Origin of the sequence: Otoolea muris (genome assembly GCF_943193115.1) — a bacterium.
GTDB classification, from domain to species: domain Bacteria; phylum Bacillota; class Clostridia; order Lachnospirales; family Lachnospiraceae; genus Otoolea; species Otoolea muris.
On the sequence record NZ_CALPCY010000002.1, the window covers coordinates 1 to 23,355 of the forward strand.

Sequence of the window (23,355 nt, forward strand, 5' to 3'; positions counted from 1 at the left end):
CCGGATGTACATCCATTACTATTACAGCATTGAAAATGGTGCTGACGATGAGCAGGCATTCGATAAACGAATTGCCAGCCTTTGCAAAGAACTGTCAGAAGGCAAATATGTTGAAAGCCATAAAAAGGCCTATGACCAGTTCTTTGAAGTAAAGACAACCCCCAAGAGGGGACGTCAGGTTTATTATAAAGAAGATGCCATCAAAGAGGCGCGTCGTTACTTTGGCTACTTTGCTTTGATTACCAATGAAAAAATGGATGCCTTTACAGCCTTGCATCTGTACAGGATGAAAGATGTTGTAGAGAAAGCCTTTGGTAATCTGAAAGAACGACTTAATATGCGGAGGCTTCTGGTGTCATCTGAAAAAGGTCTTGATGGTAAAATCTTTACAGAGTTTGTTGCATTAATTCTGATATCTCATCTTGACCATAAGATGAAAAAATCAGATTTATATAAAAACTACACTCTGCATCAGTTGCTTGACGAGCTTGATGTGATTGAGTGCTTTGAAGATGCAAACCATTCCTTAAGGATTGGAGAACTTCTCAATAAGCAGGCAAAAATATATGAGGCTCTCGGAGTGAAGGTACCAACCTCGTCATGTTAACTCCGAGAATCCAGGATTTAGCGAAAAAGTTTTTAAAGACAGCTTGTGCGGCATTCCTGATGTCTGCATTATTAGTGACAACCGGCTATGCGGAGGAATTACCTGCTTCAGAAGCTGTTGAAGCAACGGAAGCAGAGGACGTAGGCTTTCAGCCTCTTAATCTTGAAGGCGTGGAAAGTGAGGAATCCGAAATTCTTGGAGAGGTTTCTGATAACATAGAATCCATGGAACTTCCTTCTGAGGTAGAGGTTTCACGTCAGACAAGAGATGTAGGAAGCACGGATGCGCCGGTGTTCAATGTGAACGGCAATTTAGACGAAGCATATGACATTTATTTGACCACTCTTCCCGGTGAGCAGCTTGCTTTTTTCAAGCTGGAATCTTCTAATTCCGACCTGGCGGCCATTGTATGCGAGGTAAGCGCAGAGGGAAATATTGATTTATCTACAGGAGCCGGAATGATGGCTAACTCTGGTTATGGTTATGTTACCAAACCGGCGGGCACATACGCGATCGTTATCACTGGCAGCGACGCAGGCGGCGACTATAAGTTATACTGGAATGCGTCAAACTCGGCCGGGGCGAAATATATCCTCAACGTGAAACCGGATCTTTCCAGAATAGATTTGTTCTACAGCAACAGCAAGGTATGCAGCAATGGAACCAATATTCTTAGTGATCTGTCTTGGGAATATCATGAAACATGGCATCAGACTGGCGGGTTTACATCAAGAGATATGAGCATGACGATGTTTTCAGCAAAAGGCATTTACAAAGGCTCATTCTCCAGCAGCGCCTATTCTGCCCCCAATGCGCTTCTCGTTGATGTAAAGATTGGTTCATGGCTGTATTCAACCAGCTTTTACGTTAATGTTGAAGGTAATGTTGCTCATGAGATCAATTATTTTGATCCGTCAGGATTGAAAACTCCAAGAACCTTTGGAGAGGGCTATGCAGATTATACGGATCACAACTTCATTATTATTGATCTGGATACCTTCCAGGTTTGCGAGTTTTTAAGTCCTTTTAACTATTTCTATACCGAGCAGGGCGGGCGTAAATTTACGTTGGATAATCTGGTGCTGTATCCAGAATAAGCAGCGCTTGCGGTATCCATGTGGGTGCATGAAAGGGCACCCACATTATTGAAAAGAAAGAAATGAGGGCTTTGAAATGAGCATTGAAGGAATTTCAGGAAGTTTACCGTATTATTCATCAGGCAATGCACGGAACAGTATTCTGGCGTCAGCAGGCTGTAAAACGGTATATGAGGCAGATCCGTCAGCGGTCATCCGGAAAGAGGAAGATGGGATTGTGGCAAAATCCCATTATACGGAGGATGAAGCATTATGGAACCAGTATATGAAGCAATACCGGGATTCCTTAAAGATCGTGGATGGGAAACTGGTGGTGAACGGCGATCCCCGCAACGTCCTTTTAGGAAAAGTTTCCGGGGAAGAACTGGAACAGTACCGGCTGAAGCTGGAGCAGGAAGGGATTGGCGACGAGATTGACTGGCGGGGCGTGGAATCCGATTTCAAAAAGATGGATGTGAATTTTGACAATGCCGGGTACTTAAATACCAGGATTGACTACATCTCTTCCCGCTACGCTGTCTTAAAAGACCGGATTGAAAAAAATTATTCCGGTGACGAAAAGGAACAGCAGTTATCCAAACTCAATGAGATTATGGACAGCACCAAGAAAACGATCATTGATTCCTACAGTGATTCCGTTGGTAATTTCTATGAGGAATACGGACACTCCGGAACCAAAAAGGAGTTGGCGGAAAGCCTGTCAAGAGGTATCGACCAGAGAGTTTCCCAGTATACAGGCCATCTGCAAACCAGCGCGTCCTATGCCGGCCTTGGCGATACAACGGCAAAGTGGTTACAGCAGGATGACGGCTATATGGCGGCACGCCTGCGGGAAGATATGGAGGCGTATGGTGGCACGTCAGCACAGGCAGAAGAATCAGGATATACGCTTGAGGATCTGGAAACAGCCGGTGTGTATGCGGCGGAGTGCAGGGAAAGGCTGGATAACCAGGGGGCATTCTGGTCAGATAATGAGGAACGCCTGGGACTGGATCTGGCCGTCCAGGGAATGAAAACCGATTATCTGGCAAACCAGGGGAACCTGAGCGGAAATATGCAAAATCTTTTGCAGGATACCTTCCAGAATTATAAAAACAAATATGTGGATTTGCTGGAGCAAACGCTTAAAGAAAAGGCCAAAGGCTTTAACACTCCAATGAAAACCAGTATAAACCGGGAAAATGTAGCGGCGGTTTATGAGTACACCATGAACCAGTACCGCCAGTCCGGGGATATTCTGGACGCCTTTACCAAAGGGGCCAAACACGCACGGTCCATGTTTGAGACGAATTTCTCTGACCGGGCGGGAAGCCCCGGAAGCTATTCCGCAAAATATGACTGGGATAATTTTTTTGAACAGCCAAAATACGCAGCTGTCCCAAAAGTAGACAGTATGTATGAAAAATATAAAAATTCGATTAACCGTTTCCTGGGAAACATGAAATCAGACAGCCATGAGATTACCCGTCTGTTCTTTAATGGCCCAGGCGATTACGGACTGAATCAATTTGCGTAGTAATAATTAACAATTATATTTAAGGAGGCAATATCTTATGAAAAAGAAAATCATGTCACTTCTCACTGCTTGTCTGTTAATGTGCAGCTTCTGTGTTACGTCTGTAAGTGCGGCCGAAGCTGTTCCGGTACAGGAAGTCGAAGTTGTCCAGGAAGGAGCTTCTGCCCGTGCCACAGATTATTTCTCCGGACTCACCGGAACAATGAACTCATATAATGGTGCCCAGTCCAGAATATTTGAGAGATCATCCGGCTCGATCCCCTCAGATTCAACAATAACAAGCGTAGAAGCATATGTCAGTGTTTCCAGCGGAAGTTCACCATTTTATTTGGTAATAAAAGCTCCTGATAGAACCGTCAGAGAAGTGTATGTTAGATCTTCAGGATATTATACTTTAGACTTCTCAGGGGTTGATGCTTATGGAACCTGGCAGGTATATATCTATAGCACTGGCGGCGTTTCAACCGCAACTGCAAACGTAAAATATTATTATCAGTCTACACAGAGCGGCTGGGGCTGGTAAAAACTGACTATATTCGCCAAAGCAAAGATTGATGACACTCTCTTTGCTTTGGTGAATATCCAATGAGATATCCAGGAGGTATTTTTATGAATGTGTCCATGACAGCCTCAGCGATGGCAAAACAATATGTAAGAAATTGGAATGCGAAAATGGCAAATGCAAATGGCACTGGGCCATCATCAGGGCATGTAAACCCGTATGAAGATCCATGGATGGACATTACGAACCGTTCTCCTTCGGAATGGCAGAGAATTATCCCTGTTGATGAAGATGTGGCAAATCAAGTCCGAAGTATGGTAAAAGAAGATTTTGTAAAGCGATATGGAATGACAGACGGAAGTCCTGAACATGTCAATGACAGAGCTGATCTGATATACAATTATACGAAAACATTACCTGGTGAACAGCGGCTTGCCGCCACCTGGACACTGCATCAGGTGGTTAAGGAGGAAGCCGCAAAGTATAAATCCATTATTTTAAAGCATGATCCAACCTGGACATATGGAAAGCCTTTTGATACCAGTATTTTGGATGAGGATTCTGATGACCATTTGGATACTTATGCGTAATTTTTAGCGGTTGTCGCTAAAGTACATGAAAACGGAGGAATTGACTGATGAAAAGAAAGATGAGGGCAATCATAGGTTCTATGCTAATGGTAACAATGCTGGCCGGAACTTCCACCGTATATGCGGAAGAAGTTTCGGAGGCTCCAGCGGACGAGTTTGTAACAGTTGAAAATATGGATAAGGTAGATTTGTCGCTGCCGGAAGAAGAAGGGGCAGATTTATCTTCTCTTATCCGGGATATACCGGAATTGGAAGTTGAAACGGGGAACGAAGCGCCGGAAACATTCAATGCGCTGAATAAAAGAGAGTCTGTTTTACCAAATGACCCCAGGGCAACGGTTACAGGCAGTCTGACAGAGGATAACACTTCGGAGGTTCACCTTTTCTCCCTGACAGAAGATAAAGTCGTGGCTTTGAAACTGACTTCTCCGAATGAAACCTATGTGGCATGGCTGTTTACCGTGGATTATGAAACCGGTACGGTAGAACCGCAGAAAGTTACCGTTCCCAGCACACAGACTTCCGGTAGCAATCCAACCTATATGCTGTTTCCGGCAGGCGATTATGCCTTTATGATCTTATCATCGGACAGCAGCGTAGGGGATTCTTACACCTTCCAGATCAACGCCACAAATTCCAGCCAGAATCTGGACGGCATTTTGCTTTGTACGGAAAGGGAATTTAACCTTCTTGTTGTAACCCTGGACGGCGGATTGTATTATGACGGAAAATATACCTTTAATCTGAACAAAGTTGACCAGTTAAGCTGGGAGCGGAATGAAGATCTTACATGGAGCGGCGGCTATCGGCATAGATCCCATGATGTTTATAATGTACAGTTTGGAGGTATCAAAACACCATGTACATGGCGCGCTACTTCTGCTTCATCCAATAACGCAATCCTGATTGCCTGTGATGTGGGTACAGGTTTCAGTTATATGCAGTCTTACTATCAGTCCGGCAGTTCCCATGAAATGTCATTTGTAGACACCCATGGGAAAACGACACCAAGAAATCTTGATGAAGATGATTTTGCAAATGGCAATCAGCATATCCTCGTATTCGATGTAGATACTGGTAAAGTGATCGATTTTTACAGCACACTGAATATTTATTATTTAAGCGGCGGCGAAAATGCCAGCTGGACATTCCACTAAAATTTATCGTATTTGAAAGTTGAAAGGTGATATTATGATCGTAGTCGATAGTCAAAAAGCATACCAGGGAGCATACGCCGAATGGGTACAGAACCGTCAAAACGCGCATCAAATGACGGAGGCTCAGAAAGATGCTGCTACCGAACGGGTAAAAGAGGCGGTTTACGATTCCGTTTCCGTTTCGGAAGAAGGAAAGAACTATCTGAATGGAGAATCCGCAAAAACCGGCAGCAGCAAAAAGGCCCCGGAATTTGTAGAGTACACCCGCTTCTATAAAGACGAACGGGTTGCCAGATCAGAGGACGCCTTCTGGCAGAATACAGGAAGCCAGTCCCTTGTGTTCAGCCAGAAGCTGAAGGAAAGCGGATTCTTTGATTCCATGTCCGATGAAGAAGTGCGTGAGGCGGAATCCATATTAAGCTCCATTACAAAGGGCATGGACAGCCTGAGCAATGCCAACTATCTCACCGGGCAGGGGCCTTCCGGGGTTGACGGGAAAGGCTATACCCTCCCCACCTCCTATGAGGCCAGGATGGAACTGGAATCCTCCACGGCGGCGCTTATGTATTTTGGAGAAAAATATATTGAGGACGAAGGGCTGCGGAAGGAATTTGAGGGCCTGGTGGACGATTATTACGCTCACAATACAGAAGTCTTAGACGAATACAGAAATCCCATGGAGCAGATGGACAAAGCAGTAAGCAAATTCCATGAAAGCGCCGGGAATGGACAGTACAATGACCTTTTCGCAAAGGCTGCCGCTCAAAATTCAGATGGGATCGCTTATTCCAAATACATGGGAAGCGTCAACCATACCAAAGAGGAAGAACAGCAATATGGCAAGGAGTTATCCGGGTTATTTGAGCAGCTGAAACGGAATCCTTCCGGCCAGTCTGATATTTGGAGCAAAATACAGAACACCATGTTAAATTACGCTACCAATGGAGGCGGCAGCGAGGCTATCCGGGGGCAGGTACTTGCCGGCGCGGGTGATTCCTTTACCCGGATGGAAAACAGCTGGTCACTGCTGCTGAAGAACAGCTAATCCGCATCATGATGGTCTGTAATTGATAAAGAAAAAATATCTCTTTAGGTGTCCCTATGGAAATATTTATGTAAAACGGTAAAGAATCCGAACCTGAGAGATTAAAACACATTTTATCCTAACTTGAAAAGAATCGGGCGACATGGTTTTTTGTCTGTCCGATTCTTTTTTTGTTTTAAAAAAGTTGTTTCACTCCAGGTTTTCTACATTGGATTCCTTTTGCGCGGCCAATAGCTGCTCTGCCAGATAATCCAAAGTTCCCAGGAGGATCCGCTGGTTTGTCCGGTTGCAGGATCTGAATTTTCCGATAAACCGCTGGATTTCTTCTTCCTGCTCGTCCGGTGATACATGAAACAGATCACTTGCAGACAGCCCCAGGCGGTTGATAATGGGAAACAGAATCTCATAAGAGGGATTCATCTTTCCTGTTTCAATATTCCTGATGGTCTTTACCGATACCCCCGACTGGTCGGCCAGCTTCTGCTGGGTCAGCCTGCAGCGTTTTCTTGCGGTGCGGATACAGGCACCCAAATATTCTATCTTGTCAACCGGCATAATTAGTCACCTCGTATCTATTCTATCTTACCGGTTCATGGTTTCATATTACCTTATAGGTTCTCTAAAAAAGGTAATATTATGCCTGTTTTTAATAGAAATATGATTTGGCCCCCTATGGAAACAGAAGTCAGATAAAAAAAACGGCTTCTCGTAGCAGGGCTTAATTGTGCGCCGCCTATGATTTGCTGTCGGAGGAAATCATGGCTGGCAGTTCTTATCCCCATAAACAATCCGTAAAACCGGGTAACTTACCAAAAAAAGCATATACCACCCATGGGGGTTCTCTGCCAGAAAATGGGCACGATTAAACCTATACAAACACCTTTATCAAGCCTTATACCAAATACAAAAACGCAACGTCAGGATAGCAAAATATCCTGACATTTTTATTTGTCGAATTTTGTCGAATGTTCCGGGCGCTCATCCGTACCGCGGGCCGCCCTTCATCAATTTCCCCTCAAAAAATTGATGAAAGGAGCAATCGGCAATGACCAGGGAATTAACTTTTCGGAACTTTTTTCTTAAAGGGCAAGCTGCGCTTGTCCTTTACCCTGTATCATTTATTTCAGAGAGCAACGGAAAGGGGGTGAACACATGAGTTATGCAGAACGCCGGGAAGCAATCCTGGAAGTGCTGTGCATAAGAAGGCACGAAACTTATCGCAATCTGGCATTTGAATTTCACGTTTCAAGAGAAACCATCCGTCATGATATCGCTGCCCTCATGTGTTTATACCCGATTGAAACAGTACGCGGACGATATGGCGGCGGCGTTAAGCTTGCGGAGGGATTTGACCCTTACCGCAGGAAGCTGACTGCCAGGCAGGCCGCACTGCTCATAAAATTAAGCGCACAGCTTACGGGGGATGAACTTTCCATTTTGGACAGTATCCTCCGCCAGTTTGCTCCCTGAGAAATAATCTGACGCACCTTGAAAAACAACAGGACAACCTCCTGTTCATAGATAACCAGTATTCAAGTTTCTCCCACTGCGCGGGGCTGTCAAGCAAGCGGCCCAGGCACGGACGCGATGACTGCCTGCGGGAACGGGCAAGGTCAGGGCATATCTTCCGCCCTCCCCTGCCCTGCACCGTCAACAAGATCACATCAAAGGCACGAGCGGGAACCCAAAGGGCCTGTAACCGGCGCTGGTAACGCCGGAACCGCCATGAGCCGCCAGTAAGCGGAGAACCAAAAGATTCCCGTACCGCAGGGTGAAAGGGGGATACTGTGGGCACGGCCTGGGCAGCTTAGTCACCTGCCGCCACCTGCCGTCGGTATCATGGCGCTTATGAACCGTAAGCGGCTTGAATATTCCCGCGCCGGGGGTGAGAAGTAAGGCGATCCCGTCGCCTGATAATACGGCACAAAAACGAAACTATGGAAATTTACGGGAACCCGCGCCGGCAGGCAGAGGCACAACCCTCTGCCCTGTCTGGGGCGGCTTTCCCGTCTGCGATGCTTCCGGCAAAAGCCAGAAAACTGTGCTTTGCCGGGTTCTTGCGGGATGCAAGACCTGCCGCCACAAGCCGTTGGCAAATCTGTTTTCTTAGTGGCAGCGTACCGGTTTGTGGTGCATGGTGTTTCATCCGGCAGGCATTGGAATTGGAATTAAGCAAAAGGAAGATAAAGGGGGTGCTGCTTAAATGCAGGTTTCCATAAAGAAAATCCAGATAAGGGAAGGGAGGCGCAGCCTTGATATGGGGCATGTAAAAGAACTGGCAAACAGCATACAGGGACTTGGGCTTTTGAATCCCCTTACCATAGACAGGGAGAATGTTCTGATCGCAGGGCTGCACCGCCTGGAAGCAGTGAAGGTACTGGGATGGACGGCTGTGGAATGCACTGTGAGTAGCCTGGAAGGGCTGGCGGCAGAACTGGCAGAGATTGACGAGAATTTTATACGCAATGACCTGTCACCTGTGGAATATGGGGAAATGCTTCTGCGCCGCAAGGAAATATACGAAACTCTGCACCCGGAAACAAAAGCGACCTATGAAGGCGGAAAGTTCCGGGGAAACCAGTACCGGGAAGTGGTGGCGGACAAAATGTCCGCCACCACAAAATCATTTGTGAACGATACAGCTGATAAATTAGGTGTAGCTCCCCGTACTGTCCGGCGGCAGATACAGACGGCAAAGAATCTGACATCGGAAACCAAAGAGATCATCAAAGGGACAGACACAAAAATATCAAAAAAAGCCGCAATGAAGCTCTCTAATCTGGAGCCGGAGCAGCAGAAAGAAGCCGCAGCGCTCCTTGCCGCAAAAGAGATACGCACGGTGGATGAATATACCAGAACGAGGGAAGCAGTGCCGGAGAGTGACCATGAAAGGCAGAAAATCCCGGAAACCGGGGGGCCAGGACAGCCCGAAACGGAAAAACAGACAGAAAAGGCGGTGGAACCTGGGACATCGCTTCCTTTTTCTCTGCCAGTTCCTCAGAAAGCCCCTGCCGCCAGTTTAAAAGACGTGGTAGCGGAACTGAAAGACCCGGACAAGGATTGCAGCGGCACACCGGACAGCTTCCTGGAAGAATATGAGGCATTTGTCCGGAAATTCCATAAAGAGATCAGCTGGTACAGTGACCCATATTATGACACGGTATTCCCCCTTGTCAGCCCGGAACAGCTTTCCCGCCTGAAAGAACTGACGGATTCCATCTGCGCCGCTGCCGGACAATTATTCCACAAAGTAGAAAGGACAATAAAAACATGAGCAGTTACAGAAAAAAACGCAACCCTGTCAAACCAGCAAAACCCATGCCGGATCCGGAATACAGCAATCCGGGCGTGGAGCGTTCTATCCACACAGACCGGCTGACTTCCGGCCTGCCTTATCAGCGCCCCGTAAACCCAAAGGAAGTCGAGCGGCTGATCCGGGAATGGGACGAGCGGCTGCTTGACCCGATCACGGTCAGCTTCCGTGACGGCAAATTTTATGTGGTGGACGGCCAACACCGCATCTCCGCCATGCGCAAGATGAACGGGGGCCAGGGCGTCATGGTAAACTGCAAGGTCTATAACGGCCTGACCTATGAGCAGGAAGCCGACCTTTGCTATAAGCTGGACAAGGCCAAGAAACGCCTGAGCCTGTCGCAGTCCACAAATGTGCTGGCAGAATCCGGCGCGGATCCGGAGATTACAGAAGTTAAGCGGTTAGTGGAGAACTGCGGTTTTACATGGGCACTGGGAAAAAGCCATGGAAAAACCGGCGAGATCGTATCCACCCGCGCTCTGGTGAACGCTTACCGCCTGTTGGGAGGTGCGTCCTTTACCCGCATGTTGCAGCTTTTATGGGATACCTGGCAGGGGGATCCCCGTTCCCTGACCGCCGCTGTCCTGTCGGGCATGGCGCTCTTTGTAAAAACCTATGATACGGAGGTAAACGACAAGGCTTTTATCTCCCGGCTCTCCCAGTGCGACCCGGACGAGATCAACCGCAGGGGGCGGGCGGATTTTTCCACAAGCAACACGGCCCTCCGCTTCGCCCGTGTAATATTGGAAAAGTATAACGGACAGCGTGGCGGCAGGAAACTCCCCTACCGTTTCCGCGGGTAATGACTGGAGGTATGGATATGAAGAAAAATGCAAGTATGGAGGCTCCCTCCCTGGTTGACATCAGGGAAGTATCCGTAGACAAAACTCTTACCAGGGAGGAGCGGATTGCCGAATTTGTACGGCAGATCAAAAACCCATACTGTTTCAAATGCGGCAGGTTTACCGTCCGGGTGCAGTTTGCGGAAAACGGAGCCTCATTGGAGGACTGCCTGAAACGAATCTTGATTTGATTTTATTTTAACGCTTTAAAGCGTTGACTTTCCCGTAGGATTGTGCTATCATCGGAACTGGAAAAAGAATAAACTGAATAAGGCAAATCCGAATCACTCTTTGATTTATGGGGGAAGTCCGTAAAAAGAAAAGGAGTGATTTTTTAATGCCTGAATACAGAGCAACGGAATACCTGCGGCTTTCCTATTCCATGGATAAGGAGAACGAAAGCGACAGCATTACCAATCAGAAGAAGCTGATAGAGGATTTCTTAAAAAGCCACCCGGAGATTGAACTGGTATCGGAGCATGTGGACGACGGTTACAGCGGGATCCTTTTTGACCGCCCCCAGTTTCAGGCCATGATGCAGGACATCCGTGAGGGGAAGATCAACTGCGTGATCGTGAAAGACCTTTCCCGTCTTGGGCGTGAGTACATAGAAACCGGGCGTTATCTCCGCCAGATCTTTCCGGCTTACGGCGTCCGGTTTATCGCAATCACGGACGGGATAGACACCGCCCATGAAAGCAACGGCGACGACCTGAACATTTCCCTGAAAACCATTCTAAACGACGCCTATTGCCACGATATTTCCGTAAAGACCCGCAGCGCCCTCCTGACGAAACGGAAAAACGGCGACTTTGTGGGCGCCTGCCCCATATACGGCTACCAGAAATCAAAGGAAAACCACAATCAGCTGGCCATAGACAGCTTTGCCGCCAAAGTCGTGCAGGATATTTTCCGCAAAAAGATAGACGGCTACAGTGCGGCAAAGATCGCGGAAAGCCTGAACCAGTCCGGCATCCTTTCCCCGCTGGCATATAAGGAGAACCGGGGCCTTCCCCACCCCAGCGGCGGTTTTGCCGATAAGGAGAAGGCAAAATGGTCAGCTACCACAATTATCCGTATATTAAAGGATGAAACCTACACCGGGACACTTGTGCAGGGGAGGCAGACGACTTATAACCATAAAGTCAAAGACCTGGTTGAAAAGCCCTCCGAAGAATGGATACGGACAGAAAACGCGCACGAGCCGATCATACGCAGGCAGGATTATGACCTTGTGCAGAAAATTATGGGGCTTGACACGCGCACCGCGCCCAACGGCAAGAAAGTGTACCTGTTCTCCGGCATCCTGATCTGCGGCTCCTGCGGCGCCCGTATGACACGGAAAACTGTCCCCTATAAGGACAGCAAGTATTTTTATTACTATTGCCCGACCGGGAAAAAGAACGGCTGTGCCCACCCGGTCATGCTCCGTGAGCAGGATCTGACCGACTGCATTACGGAAAGCCTGAAAGCCCACATCGGGAATGTGGTTTCCCTGGAGGAACTGCTCCGGGACATCAGCGAGGAACAGGTCAACCAGGAACTGATCGCGGAATATAAAGCGCAGCTTATGGAAAATGAGGAGCAGCTTGCCAGCCTGACACGCTTCCAGTCCACCCTGTATGAGAATTTCGTGACGGGGCTGCTGAACAAGGACGATTATAAATCTTTAAAAAACAGTTACCATGCAGACATCCGCCGTCTGAAGGAAGCCGCCGCCAAACTCCGGGAGGAAATGGACGCGGTAAAAGGCAGTTCCCATGACCGGTTACGGTGGATACAGCATTTTAAGCGGTTCTCCGGCATGGAAAAAATTGACCGGAGGGCTGTGATCGCCCTGATACAATCCATCCGCGTCCTGGAAAAAGACGACCTCCAGATCACATTTCGTTACCAGATGGAATACCAGGCGATTATGGACCGGCTCTCCGCCCATGCCGCGCCCATGCCTGGACAGGACGATAATGGAGTTGGAACCGAAAGGGTATCCTTCACCTCCGCATCTCTGTCCGGACAGGACACCAAAGGAAAGGAGGCCGTATAAATGGCACGGAAAAGCAGAAAAGGAACTGTCCCAAAACCGTCTGAATCCGGCATGAAGATGTGGAACGCCGCCCTCTATATCCGTCTTTCGGTGGAATATAACGGAAAACGCGGCGATTCCCTGGAAACACAGAAAAAGATCATGGAGTCCTTCACAGCCCTCCACCCGGAAATCCAGGCAGCCGGAATCTATACGGATAACGGGATAACCGGGCGGACATTTGAGCGCGACGCCTTTCAGAAGATGCTGGCAGATATAGAGGCCGGCAAAATCAACTGTGTCATCGTTAAGGATTTATCCCGCCTGGGGCGCAGCACAATAGACACCGGCTATTATATTGAAAAATATTTTCCGGCCCGGCAGGTACGCTTTATCGCTGTCAATGACCAGTATGACAGTGAAACAAACCAGAACAACGGGGAGCATATTATACTGCCGTTCAAAAACATGGTAAACGAGGCTTACGCCGCCGACATCAGCCGCAAAGTCCGGTCGCAGACTCGCCAGAGCATGAAATCCGGCGATTATGTCGGCGCACGGCCCCCGTATGGCTACCGTAAAGACCCGGATAATTGCCACAAGCTGCTCGTCAATGAGGAAACCGCACCGGCTGTCCGTGATATCTTCCAGTGGGCGGCAGACGGGGTATCCCTGAACCGGATCGCCACACGGCTAAATGAGCAGGGTATCATCACCCCCGGCTTTTACCTGGTAAAATGCGGCCTGATCAAACCCAGCCGTTTGATGGGGAGCGGGAACTGGCAGACATGGACACTCATAAAAATCCTTACGGATGAAGTCTATGTTGGCGATATGGTGCAGGGAAAAACAAAGACTGTAGGCCATAAGCAGGTTCCCACCGCCCCGGAGGAATGGATCGTTGTCCGTGACACCCATGAGCCGCTGGTCAGCCGTGAACTGTTTGAAAAGGTTCAGGAATTACGCAGGCAGGCGGCGGAAAAAGGCAAAGCACAGACGAATATCCCCTATACGGAGAATGTCCTGCGCGGGCGTATCTTCTGCGGACATTGTGGAAAGAACCTCCACCGGAAACGCTGCCACGGGGAATATGCCTTCCATTGTATTTCCAACAGCAGAATCGCGAAAAACTTCTGCCCTGGCGTGTATCTGAAGGAAACCGAACTGTTTGATATTATTCTTGCCTACATCATGCAGGAAGCAGAGAACGTTATTGGAGATAACCTGCGTCTGAAGGAGCAGGATCCCAGGATAACCCAACGGAAGGCGTCAGCAGAAAAGGAGCAGAAACGCCTTCTTGCGGAAGTAGAACAAAACCGAAGTTTCCTCCGGAGCCTTTATGAAAACCTTGTAACAGGCATACTGACCAGTGGGGAATACCTGGAATTGAAACAGGATTACGAAAACCGTATCACGGCAGATATGGCAAAGGCGCAGGCTCTGGAAGAACAGCAGAAGGAATTGGAAAAACAGCTTCATAAGTTTTCCAGCCTTGCAAAAAAACTGGCTGTGATCGACGGCAATACAGAACTTACGGCGCGTCTTGTGGATGAACTGATTGAAAAGGTGACGGTATGGGATCGGCGGAATGTCGAGATTGTTTTCCGCTTTAAATGCGGCTTTGAACAGGTGAAGGAGGTACTGGCACATGAATAACGCTTCCATGGATTACGTTATCGCCCTTTATGTGCGGCTTTCCATTGAGGACTTAAAGGTAGACAGCCTGAGCATACACAGCCAGCTCAGCCTCCTTCACAGCTATGCGGACGATATGGAAGGGATCCCCAACGCACAGGTAGAGGAATTTATTGACAACGGACACAGCGGGACAAATTTTGAGCGTCCGGCTGTCCAGAAGCTGCTCGACCGGGTACGGGCAGGGGAAATCCATTGTATCCTTGTGAAAGATTTTTCCCGCTTTGGCCGTAACATGATCGAGGTAGGATACTTTATGGAACGTGTCTTTCCAGTATTCGGAGTGCGCTTTATCTCTGTCGAGGACGCTTTCGACAGCGCACAGCACCAGGGCGATACAGGCGGCATCGGCATGGCTGTCAAATATCTGATCAGCGAGTTTTACAGCCGGGATATGTCTGTGAAAACAAGGACGGCCAAATATGTAAAAATGAAGCGAGGGGAATACCAGAGCGTTGTCTGTCCATATGGCTACCAGAAAGGAGCCGATGGCAGGATGGAGATCGACGAGGAAACTGCCCCGAACGTTCGTCTGATCTTCCAGATGGCGCTTGAGGGGCATGACGCCCACCAGATAGCTGAAGCACTCTTTCAAAAAGGAATAATTACCCCTGGGGAATATAAGGCATCCAAAGGAAAGAACTATCATGATGTTTCCAGATGCCGGGGAATATGGCAGCGAACGACGATCCTCCGGATTTTAAGTGACGAACGGTATGCAGGCACTTACGTTATGGGGAAACGGAAAGTACGGGAGATCGGCGGGCGGTGTGTTCAGTTGAAAAAGGAAAGCGAATGGTTCAAGATCCCCGACCATCACCCACCCATTATTGACAGATCATTATATGATCAGGTTCAGGCAAAGCTGCTGCATTTCAAAAGTGTCAAGAGGAATGTCCAGCAATACCCTTTACGAGGGAAAGTGTTCTGCGGCTGCTGTGAACATGCTATGGGGCGCATACCCGCTAAAAAACCTTATTTTATCTGCCGTTATACTTCTGTTGACAGCACATCACCATGCCATGGCCTGCGGATTGTGGAAAAGGAGTTAGAAAGCCTGATCTATGAAGTCCTGGCAAAACAGGCAGGAATTATTTTAAACTTTGACAGCCTGCCCGGAACCGGCAGTCTGGATATCCAGCTTACCAGGCAGACAGAATACCAGAACCTGATCCGGAAGTGCCAGACAGAAAAACGGCTTCTTTATGAGCGTTTTCTTCTGAAAGAGATAGATAAGGATAGTTACCTGGAGCAGAAATCAGCCTGCGATAAAGAACTGAACCGTCTGAAACAGGCACACGCCGCGCTCTCTACGGAAATCAACCAGAAGCAGATGGACAATGATACAAAATCCCAGTTGAAATCCATCGCTGATGATGTTACTGTTGCAGAAGGGCTGACAGAGGCACTCGCAAACAAACTGATCCAGAAGATCAGCGTATTTCCAGATAACCAGATAAAGATTGAATGGAAGATAAAAGATTTCTGTGTCGCTGGGAATGAACCTTATTGATATGGGTTAAAGTAAGCCAAAAATCAAGTTATAAAAGACTGGTCGGGCGGGCTTGTCCTCTGCGGATAAGCTGCCCGATCGATTATCTGATAAATTTTTTAGTTTGTGCTTGACATACGGGTGACGAATATCGTGCAAGCGTATTCTTTTCACTCCCGAAGCCTTGATACCTCTGATAATCTCATGCTCCATATAGGATTTTGTAAAACGGAACATTCTTTCGTCTGCCATAATTCCGTATAAGTGCGAAGTATACTCTTTTAATTCTTCTGTCAGAAACGGCGGTATCGTTATGATACGTTTGCTCTTTGGCGTTTTAGGCGGTGTGATAATATCCCTTCCCTCTATCCGCTGATAAGACTTGTTTACGGAAATGGTGCGCTTCTCTAAGTCAATATCATTGTAGGTAAGAGCAAGTAATTCTCCAATCCTCATTCCCGTCCAGTAAAGGAGCAGAAACGCCATTTTTGTTTCCGGCTTGTTCTCCACAGTCACAAGAAACTGCTTAAACTCCTGCTTCGTCCAAAACTCCTTTTCCCCTGCATGGCTCTTTCCGATACTCCCGGCTTTCCTGCATGGATTGTCTTTCAAATCATAGTACCGAACCGCATAATTGAAAATAGCCGACAACTGATTATTGACTGTTTTCAGATACGTTTCCGAATATCCTTTTTTCATCAGTGCATTTTGCCAAGCCCGAATGTCGGAAGCCTTAATCTCATTCATATTCTTTTTCTTGAAATACGGAATGATTTTCAAATCAATAATGAATTTCTTTGTACGCATGGTGTTTTCACGCAGACGGTGTTCCATATCCTCATAATAGATTTGTACGAAGTTTTCAAAATTGATGTCTAAATTCCTCTGCTGCTGTTGCAGGAAGTCACGCTCCCACTGTTCCGCTTCCGCTTTTGTCTTAAATCCCCTCTTGTTCTTCTTGTGGCTTACGCCCTGCCAGTCCTTATAATAGAACTGGCAACGCCACATCTTTCCGTCCCTTGTCGCTGACATAAAATCTCTCCTTTCCTACATGGCTACGGTCAGACCGTAGAATTTTTCTTCAAAGTATTTTGTCGGGACTTTGCCGCAGATTGTCCGATAGCCCTTTGCTTTCAGTTCCTCATTCAGCCCCCGAATAATCTTGTAGGCATAACCCGTTGATACGCCAAGCATTTCAGCCGCTTCCTCTGCCGTTACATACATTTTCTTTCCATTCTCCATATAGTCCTGTCCTTTCCTTTTTTATTTTTGGTACACATATGTGACCTTTATGTTCTTATTATACGGTACACTTTTGTGAACGTCAAGTATTTATTTTAATTTTTTATACACAAATGTGTCCTGATGTGATAGAATTGAACTAAGCACTAACGAAAATCACATAAATTGGAGGTATTGGCATGACTACCGGGGAAAAGATTAAACACTTTCGGAATTTGCGTGGTATATCGCAGGAAACGCTCGGTCAGCTTTCCGGCATCAATTCAGCCACTATAAAAAAATATGAATATGGCATCCGCAATCCCAAGCCCGACCAACTGCTGAAAATTGCAAATGCTTTGGGTATCAGTATCAATGTTTTCATGGATTTTGATATAGAAACAGTGTCAGATGTATTGTCTTTAATTTTGAAAATGGACGAACAATTAGATATGAACTTTGAAGCAGAGAGATACGAGGACGGAAGTTTCAATCCCGCTACAATCAAAATATCCTTTCAGAACTCCCTGCTCAATCATAAGTTGGGCGTATATATGAAAGCAAGGGAATTGCAGGAGAACCTTTTGAATGATACGGAACGCTTCTCGTCAGAGGAAGAACACCAACGGGCGATTGAAGCACTCTCAAAGGATTTAGACGCCGTTAAGCAAAGTATTCTTGATGACAGTAAGATTGTGAAAAAAGGTGTTAGAGGTATCTCTGTCAAAATATATCCCGAAAATGAATAGACAAAAGCTATATCCACCAAAAGGAGCACACAATGATAAAAAAGAGTATCCGAAAAGAAATTGATAAAGTAATAAAAAATATTTGGCTCCGTAATATCTGCACTGATTATGGTAATGGCTTTCTAATAAAAGAAGCAAGCCTTCAATGCAGTTTATACCACCACTTGCAAAACGAATTAAATTTTTTGCTTCAACAAAATCACCTATATATTTATCCCGAATTTTATTTTAAGGAACTAAAATTTTTTGCAGATTTAGTTATTGTTGAAATGGATATGACGTTAGAAAAGAAATGGTTGTCTGAAAAAATGACTGATATAGCTGCTATTATAGAATTAAAATATGATGGTGGAAATGCCATGTCAACATCTGACTACATCAAAACCGATATGCCAAAATTGAAAGAATATATTCGCAGTCTAAATTATGATTGTCAATATTATTTTGGCGTAATTTATTAAACTGACTGTGAATGGCTGCATTGGTTTGATAAGCGAAGCACCAATAATTGGGCAAATGGACGTTTAACAGAATTAAATGCAGGATATTTAGGAGAAACCATGTATTTTGAAGTAAACTCATATAATAATATGAACTTTCAGCAAAAAAGAACTCATTGCAATGTGCTATTTTAATACATATCAAATATAAAATATCTCAATATCTGCTACACTTTAGAGAGCCTTAGTGACATTTGAATTTTCTTGTGGTATAGTGGACTTCCACTTTTAAGAAAAGGAGTTGATGATATATGCCACAGATGAATAAAGGCGGTAAATTTATTTTCGGAAAATCGCTGATACGAGATGACTTGACAATCCATCTCCCAACACAGGCTCTTACAGAGTACAACGCCACAGCAGAGAGAAAAGTCTATCTTTTTACTGGAAGCAAGGTCACTGGCGGCTTTTGTGTGACAAGAAAAGGATTGTTAGAACCATCAAAGTTAGGACACATTCTTACTGATAATCCGGCTTTACTGAATTATCAGACCGCAGAGGGCGAATTTGTCAAATACAAAGGGCGGTCATACTGTTGGGTAAATATTTCAGAGAATGGTATAATTCAGCTTAATCAGCAGATATTAGACTTTCTTAATCTAAAGATTGAAATGGAACTATTGTCTATCCGAAGCAGTAATATAGCTTTTACAATGGGTGCAACCGGTCCTCTGTTGGAAAGAGCCGACAACTATGAGGGCGAAATTCCTCTGTATTAAAAAAGCAGGTATCATGATACCCGCCCCAAATCCAGTATTCCTCAAATAATTAGAGCCATTTTAGAGCCAACAGGCAAAAAACAATCCCGGAAATGCCCATTTTATCAGCATTTCCGGGATTTTATCCGTTACTCGAACTCGACATCCTTTGGGAGATTTTTTGTTATAACATATGTTAAAATCTCTTTTTTCTCCCCTTCATTACACCTATTCCATACATTACATTTATTTAGGAAGCGGCTTAATGTCACAATAATGTCACGGCTTCATTCTTGAGGTGAAGGAATAAATTCAAACAGATCCCCTACGCTGCACTGAAACAGCTCGCATAATTTGCTCATAGTATTATAATCAACTCTTGTGGCATTATCTTTATATAAGTTGCCAACAGTATTCCGGGCCAGCCCCGTCTTATCGCAAACATCCTGAATCTTCATTCTATTGTTTCCCATATAGGTACAGAGATTACATTTAATCATAATATCCCTCCTTTTCTCAAATTATACCTTCTTATAATCACTATGTCAATAAAAATAATCAGCTTTTTAATTATTTTTATCAAAAAACTATTGACATCCCAAACCCATATGATAGAATAGAATCATCAAGAAGTTAATCATTTTAATCAATATGTTAATTATAAGGAGGAAATAAACATGTTAAAGAAACAGCGCTTTGGAGTAGAAATCGAGATGACCGGTATCACAAGAGAAAAGGCAGCGGAAGTAGTTGCGAAGGTTTTAAACAGCACCCCTTCAGCTCCGAAAGGATCTCCTTACTATACACGGACTATCAAAGATTCTTCCAGAAGGTCATGGAAAATCATGCGTGACAGTTCAATCAATGAAGATGTTAAAAAAGGTCGTGCTTGTGATGAACACAAAGTAGAATTTGTAACTCCGCCTTTGAACTATAAAGACATTGAATTGCTTCAAAATATCGTCAAAGAATTAAGTAATGCCGGTGCTTTTGCAAATAGCAGTTGTGGTATCCATATTCATGTGGACGGGGCAAACCATACTCCAGATTCTCTAAAAAGACTTGTGACTTTCATGATCTCTCGCCAGGATTTAATTTATGACGCTTTAGAAATTGGAAGCCGCGGATCCCGCTGGTGCAAAAAATTAAATGAAAACATCTTGAAAGAAATGAAGTCCTGCTCCCAGCTGACAAAAAGTGAAGCAGAACGCATCTGGTACAGCTCCGCAAACGATAATTATTTCGGTGGAATCAATCACGCGCACTATAACGAAACCCGTTATCATGGCGTCAATCTTCATTCTTACTTTACAAAGGGAACTGTTGAATTCCGCCTTTTTAACAGCACTCTGCATGACGGAAAAATCAAAGCATATATTCAGTTCTGCCTTGCCATGAGCGCATGGGCTATTGAAAGCACTGAAAAAATCACATTCCGCTCAATGGAAGGATACACCCCTCAGCAGAAAGTAACAATTATGAGAAATGTACTTACCCGCCGCCTGGGTCTTTCCGGAGAGGAATTCAAAACCTGCCGCCTCTGGCTTATGACACCTTTAAAGAAATCTGCTGGCATGGTTTGCAGAGTAGCATAATTAAACAGCTGACCTAACGGCTTGACGGGGGAAAGGAGAAAATCATGAAAAAATTATATATCGCCTATGGAAGTAACTTAAATATTGAACAAATGTCCTGGCGTTGCCCAACAGCTACCATATGGGGAAAGGGGATATTAAAGGACTGGACTCTGATTTTCCGCTCTATGCGTGGTCCGGCATATGCAACCATCAAAAAGGACGCTGGTTCCAATGTCCCCGTTGTGGTATGGGAAATTGACCGCCGATCAGAGTTTTCTTTGGATCGATATGAAGGTTATCCATCCTTTTATCACAAAGAAGATATAGAGGTCACTATGGATAATGGAGAAGCCATCACAGGAATGGCATATATAATGAATCAGCAGGCGGTTCCAGGGATACCCAGTAAATCTTATGTGAGAACCATTATGGAAGGATATTTGGATAATAATCTGAATCTTGGCTACTTAGAGTGCTTCTTGTCTGCCCAATAATTTCCATTTTCACAATACCCGAACTTATGCTAATATGAGAGAGGACGCCCTTATGGGACGTCCTCTTTAGCAGGCAGATGTTGCAGCACCTACCTGTTTTCGTCTGACTTAGAGCTGCCTGTTCGCGTATGTACTATTTTGGACTCTTTGTTCGGCTCTCTGGTAATCAAATCATTCAGATTGCACTCAAGGGCTTCGCAAATCAGATCCAGATGTTCAAGACTCACCCTTTCGGCAATCTCGTGGTACAATTCATTGATTGTGTTGGGCCGAATGCCAGTCATCCGCGCCAGGTCAGCTTGTGTCAGGCGCTTCTCTCCCAGACGTGCTGAAAGTAAAAGTTTAATCATGCGTGTTTGCTCCTTCCATTTTAGATTACCATATAAGGGTAAAATAAATTGGAAAAAGAGAGATTCTATCGCATGATGTTATTTTATATCATTTTTTGATAGAACGGCTCCGGCTCAAATCTGTTCTGTATAATCCATAGAGATCCAGCCGTCTTCATCCTTTTCATAGGATTTCAGAAGCCCCCAAAGCCTTGCTCCCTGTCCGTCGCTGGTTTTCACAATGGTAAATACACCCTCTCCGGTGTGAAGTGCTTTTCCGTTCTTTTTCTGATAATCATATGTGGTGCCAGGTCCCTTGCGAATCCTGAGATCTGTTATGGAAACTCTCACCTTGAACTCAGCGCCGGCTTCTTCCACACACGGATAAATTTCTTTTCCGGTATCGTCAAATACCTTATACCCGGCATTCTGGCGGCAAAGTTCAACTGCATTTTCCTTGTTTTTGAAAGCTCCGATCTGTTCGCCGCCATGCCAGGACGTGCGAACACGAAAATACTTTCCATCTCCTGTTTCCACCTTCTGCGCTTCAGTTGCTTTAAATGCAACATAATCGGGAATGGTGGTAATAAACAGACCGTCACTCAGCTTATACCAGCGTTCATCTGCAGATATTCCCACTACCGTGAAGAAATCACCTTTTCTGGCAATACGCTCCACATTATCGCCATACCCTGGCTCCCTTCTGATATTCAGCCCATCATCACCGGCATAGGAAACTGCCACGGTACCAGCCAAAGGATTTACTTTCTGCGATCCGGTATTGGTTTCTGTCACGGTACCGAATTCAATTTTACCGCCTTCCATTGTCTTTTTTACATCCCTGCGGAACTGATCCATGGACAGACCAAACTTATTCCAGATATGCTCCACATCACCATGATTGGAAGCAATCCCTTTCTGATTGCCCTCATGATGGCTCATAAGGCAGTTGCTGTCCAGAGGATTGAATCCGTATTTTTTGGCAATATATGCAAAAAATTCTACTGCCTGCCGATATGTGGAAAGCACATGAGCCTTCGTTCCGGAACCATCTCCCAGCTCAATCCAGTTTGAACCGCCTGTATATTTTATGGTTGCCGGCTCCGTCATTTCCAGGCTGATCAGCGTGTTATTGCCGCTCCCTTTCTTTCCGCTTCCGCAATGCCATCCTTTGATATTGAACGGCAACAGTTGAAGTATATTTCCATCTTTACCGGCAACAGCATGGACACAGACTTTCGCGCCTTCGCTATTCCAGATAGAAGCAAACACTTCCGGATCCGGCTGAGGGCAACCGACACTGTGAATCATTCCCCCGCCAGGGGTAATGACTGTTCCAGCCTTATAGCACGGGTTTCTTTTTGCTGTTCGATCCATAATTTTCAATGCTTTTTCCTCCTTATCAAACACTGTGAGCCCATATTCTTCTACGATATTGCATACCTTCTGGACATACTTTATATCTGTGGCATATCCTCCATTTCGGATAATCTGTGCCGCCTTCCGGTAATCCTTTTCCCCGGCTAATCCCTGAAATCTTAATACACCTGCCTTCTTTGCGCCTGTCAGATAAAGAGAATGATCCCTGATACTATTTTCGATAGTGGGGTATGCTCTAAAATCTGATACCTTCATTGTTTCATTCCCGGCGCTGTCCTGTTCCGGAGAAGGTTTAGTGTATTTTGATTCTCCGTCCCATACAGATTCCCATGTGTTCCCACTGAGAGAAGTTTTCATACCAAAAAAATTATTGGCATGAAGCGCCAGTTCAGAAGACCCCCACCCTGATTCCAGTATCGCCTGTGCAATAGTAATGGAGGCCAGCACTCCGCTGACCTCCATATCTTTTTTCGCCCAGGCACCTACCATTTCGATAAATTCCTGCTTATTTTTCTCCATACTTTTGAC

Annotated in this window: 25 protein-coding genes; 19 read left to right on the forward strand and 6 right to left on the reverse strand. The window is 45.7% G+C overall.

What is annotated here, in order from left to right:
• From NFS31_RS01710 to NFS31_RS01740, 7 genes are all read left to right on the forward strand, one after another.
• Positions 1–607, forward strand: a 607-nt coding sequence (locus tag NFS31_RS01710) for an IS1634 family transposase (RefSeq protein ID WP_331482419.1), incomplete at its 5' end; no start/stop codon positions are given.
• Positions 608–666: 59 nt separating this feature from the next.
• A complete protein-coding gene (locus NFS31_RS01715) occupies positions 667–1,704 on the forward strand; it encodes a hypothetical protein (RefSeq protein ID WP_251491027.1) in 1,038 nt (345 codons plus the stop codon).
• Between the two features lie 76 nt (positions 1,705–1,780).
• Positions 1,781–3,220: a hypothetical protein gene (locus NFS31_RS01720; protein ID WP_251491030.1), complete on the forward strand. Its 1,440-nt coding sequence runs from the start codon at positions 1,781–1,783 to the stop codon at positions 3,218–3,220.
• Positions 3,221–3,257: 37 nt separating this feature from the next.
• Entirely contained in the window at positions 3,258–3,743 is a 486-nt protein-coding gene (locus NFS31_RS01725) for a type 2 periplasmic-binding domain-containing protein (RefSeq protein WP_251491033.1), read from the forward strand.
• Between the two features lie 86 nt (positions 3,744–3,829).
• Positions 3,830–4,312, forward strand: coding sequence for a DUF3879 family protein (locus tag NFS31_RS01730; RefSeq protein ID WP_251491036.1), 483 nt, complete (start codon positions 3,830–3,832; stop codon positions 4,310–4,312).
• A 47-nt stretch (positions 4,313–4,359) separates the two neighbouring features.
• A complete protein-coding gene (locus NFS31_RS01735; RefSeq protein WP_251491039.1) occupies positions 4,360–5,469 on the forward strand; it encodes a hypothetical protein in 1,110 nt (369 codons plus the stop codon).
• 34 nt (positions 5,470–5,503) lie between these two features.
• On the forward strand, positions 5,504–6,514 hold the full coding sequence (locus NFS31_RS01740) for a hypothetical protein (RefSeq protein WP_251491042.1): 1,011 nt from the start codon (positions 5,504–5,506) through the stop codon (positions 6,512–6,514).
• 189 nt (positions 6,515–6,703) lie between these two features.
• Here NFS31_RS01740 and NFS31_RS01745 read toward each other — a convergent pair whose 3' ends face one another.
• On the reverse strand, positions 6,704–7,069 hold the full coding sequence (locus NFS31_RS01745; protein ID WP_251491045.1) for a helix-turn-helix domain-containing protein: 366 nt from the start codon (positions 7,067–7,069) through the stop codon (positions 6,704–6,706).
• 597 nt (positions 7,070–7,666) lie between these two features.
• On the opposite strand from NFS31_RS01745, the gene NFS31_RS01750 reads away from it, so the two are divergent.
• The 7 genes from NFS31_RS01750 (at position 7,667) to NFS31_RS01780 (ending at position 15,900) form a co-directional block, all read left to right on the forward strand.
• The gene (locus NFS31_RS01750) at positions 7,667–7,984 is read left to right on the forward strand and encodes an HTH domain-containing protein (RefSeq protein ID WP_251491048.1); all 318 of its coding nucleotides are present in this window, start codon (positions 7,667–7,669) and stop codon (positions 7,982–7,984) included.
• Positions 7,985–8,717: 733 nt separating this feature from the next.
• The gene (locus tag NFS31_RS01755; RefSeq protein WP_251491051.1) at positions 8,718–9,788 is read left to right on the forward strand and encodes a ParB N-terminal domain-containing protein; all 1,071 of its coding nucleotides are present in this window, start codon (positions 8,718–8,720) and stop codon (positions 9,786–9,788) included.
• Positions 9,785–10,630 carry a DUF6551 family protein gene (locus NFS31_RS01760; protein ID WP_251491054.1) on the forward strand — a complete coding sequence of 282 codons (846 nt, stop codon included), beginning with the start codon at positions 9,785–9,787 and terminating at the stop codon, positions 10,628–10,630. The genes NFS31_RS01755 and NFS31_RS01760 overlap by 4 nt, the downstream gene beginning before the upstream one ends.
• A gap of 17 nt (positions 10,631–10,647) precedes the next feature.
• Positions 10,648–10,860, forward strand: a complete 213-nt coding sequence (locus NFS31_RS01765) for a DUF6870 family protein (protein ID WP_251491057.1) — start codon at positions 10,648–10,650, stop codon at positions 10,858–10,860.
• A 146-nt stretch (positions 10,861–11,006) separates the two neighbouring features.
• Positions 11,007–12,713, forward strand: coding sequence for a recombinase family protein (locus NFS31_RS01770; protein WP_251491060.1), 1,707 nt, complete (start codon positions 11,007–11,009; stop codon positions 12,711–12,713).
• Complete coding sequence (locus tag NFS31_RS01775; protein ID WP_251491062.1) at positions 12,714–14,348, forward strand: recombinase family protein; 1,635 nt, start codon at positions 12,714–12,716, stop codon at positions 14,346–14,348. It abuts the gene before it with no gap.
• Positions 14,341–15,900, forward strand: coding sequence for a recombinase family protein (locus tag NFS31_RS01780; RefSeq protein ID WP_251491064.1), 1,560 nt, complete (start codon positions 14,341–14,343; stop codon positions 15,898–15,900). Before NFS31_RS01775 ends, NFS31_RS01780 begins: the two co-directional genes overlap by 8 nt.
• A gap of 6 nt (positions 15,901–15,906) precedes the next feature.
• Here NFS31_RS01780 and NFS31_RS01785 read toward each other — a convergent pair whose 3' ends face one another.
• Positions 15,907–16,911: a site-specific integrase gene (locus NFS31_RS01785; protein ID WP_251491066.1), complete on the reverse strand. Its 1,005-nt coding sequence runs from the start codon at positions 16,909–16,911 to the stop codon at positions 15,907–15,909.
• A gap of 15 nt (positions 16,912–16,926) precedes the next feature.
• Positions 16,927–17,121, reverse strand: coding sequence for a MerR family transcriptional regulator (locus NFS31_RS01790; protein WP_004080072.1), 195 nt, complete (start codon positions 17,119–17,121; stop codon positions 16,927–16,929).
• Between the two features lie 179 nt (positions 17,122–17,300).
• Here NFS31_RS01790 and NFS31_RS01795 point away from each other — a divergent pair, with 179 nt between their 5' ends.
• The 3 genes from NFS31_RS01795 (at position 17,301) to NFS31_RS01805 (ending at position 19,068) form a co-directional block, all read left to right on the forward strand.
• Entirely contained in the window at positions 17,301–17,849 is a 549-nt protein-coding gene (locus tag NFS31_RS01795; protein ID WP_120480612.1) for a helix-turn-helix domain-containing protein, read from the forward strand.
• A 32-nt stretch (positions 17,850–17,881) separates the two neighbouring features.
• On the forward strand, positions 17,882–18,310 hold the full coding sequence (locus NFS31_RS01800; protein WP_251491068.1) for a hypothetical protein: 429 nt from the start codon (positions 17,882–17,884) through the stop codon (positions 18,308–18,310).
• A 290-nt stretch (positions 18,311–18,600) separates the two neighbouring features.
• Positions 18,601–19,068 carry a hypothetical protein gene (locus NFS31_RS01805; RefSeq protein WP_251491070.1) on the forward strand — a complete coding sequence of 156 codons (468 nt, stop codon included), beginning with the start codon at positions 18,601–18,603 and terminating at the stop codon, positions 19,066–19,068.
• 266 nt (positions 19,069–19,334) lie between these two features.
• Here NFS31_RS01805 and NFS31_RS01810 read toward each other — a convergent pair whose 3' ends face one another.
• Positions 19,335–19,547, reverse strand: coding sequence for a helix-turn-helix domain-containing protein (locus NFS31_RS01810; protein WP_160258659.1), 213 nt, complete (start codon positions 19,545–19,547; stop codon positions 19,335–19,337).
• Positions 19,548–19,724: 177 nt separating this feature from the next.
• On the opposite strand from NFS31_RS01810, the gene NFS31_RS01815 reads away from it, so the two are divergent.
• Both NFS31_RS01815 and NFS31_RS01820 read left to right on the forward strand, forming a co-directional pair.
• The gene (locus tag NFS31_RS01815; RefSeq protein ID WP_160258658.1) at positions 19,725–20,642 is read left to right on the forward strand and encodes an amidoligase family protein; all 918 of its coding nucleotides are present in this window, start codon (positions 19,725–19,727) and stop codon (positions 20,640–20,642) included.
• A 44-nt stretch (positions 20,643–20,686) separates the two neighbouring features.
• Positions 20,687–21,118, forward strand: coding sequence for a gamma-glutamylcyclotransferase family protein (locus NFS31_RS01820; protein ID WP_160258657.1), 432 nt, complete (start codon positions 20,687–20,689; stop codon positions 21,116–21,118).
• Between the two features lie 89 nt (positions 21,119–21,207).
• Here NFS31_RS01820 and NFS31_RS01825 read toward each other — a convergent pair whose 3' ends face one another.
• Both NFS31_RS01825 and NFS31_RS01830 read right to left on the reverse strand, forming a co-directional pair.
• The gene (locus NFS31_RS01825; protein ID WP_160258656.1) at positions 21,208–21,468 is read right to left on the reverse strand and encodes a helix-turn-helix domain-containing protein; all 261 of its coding nucleotides are present in this window, start codon (positions 21,466–21,468) and stop codon (positions 21,208–21,210) included.
• 114 nt (positions 21,469–21,582) lie between these two features.
• A complete protein-coding gene (locus NFS31_RS01830) occupies positions 21,583–23,346 on the reverse strand; it encodes a glucosaminidase domain-containing protein (RefSeq protein WP_251491072.1) in 1,764 nt (587 codons plus the stop codon).
• Between the last annotated feature and the right edge of the window lie 9 nt (positions 23,347–23,355).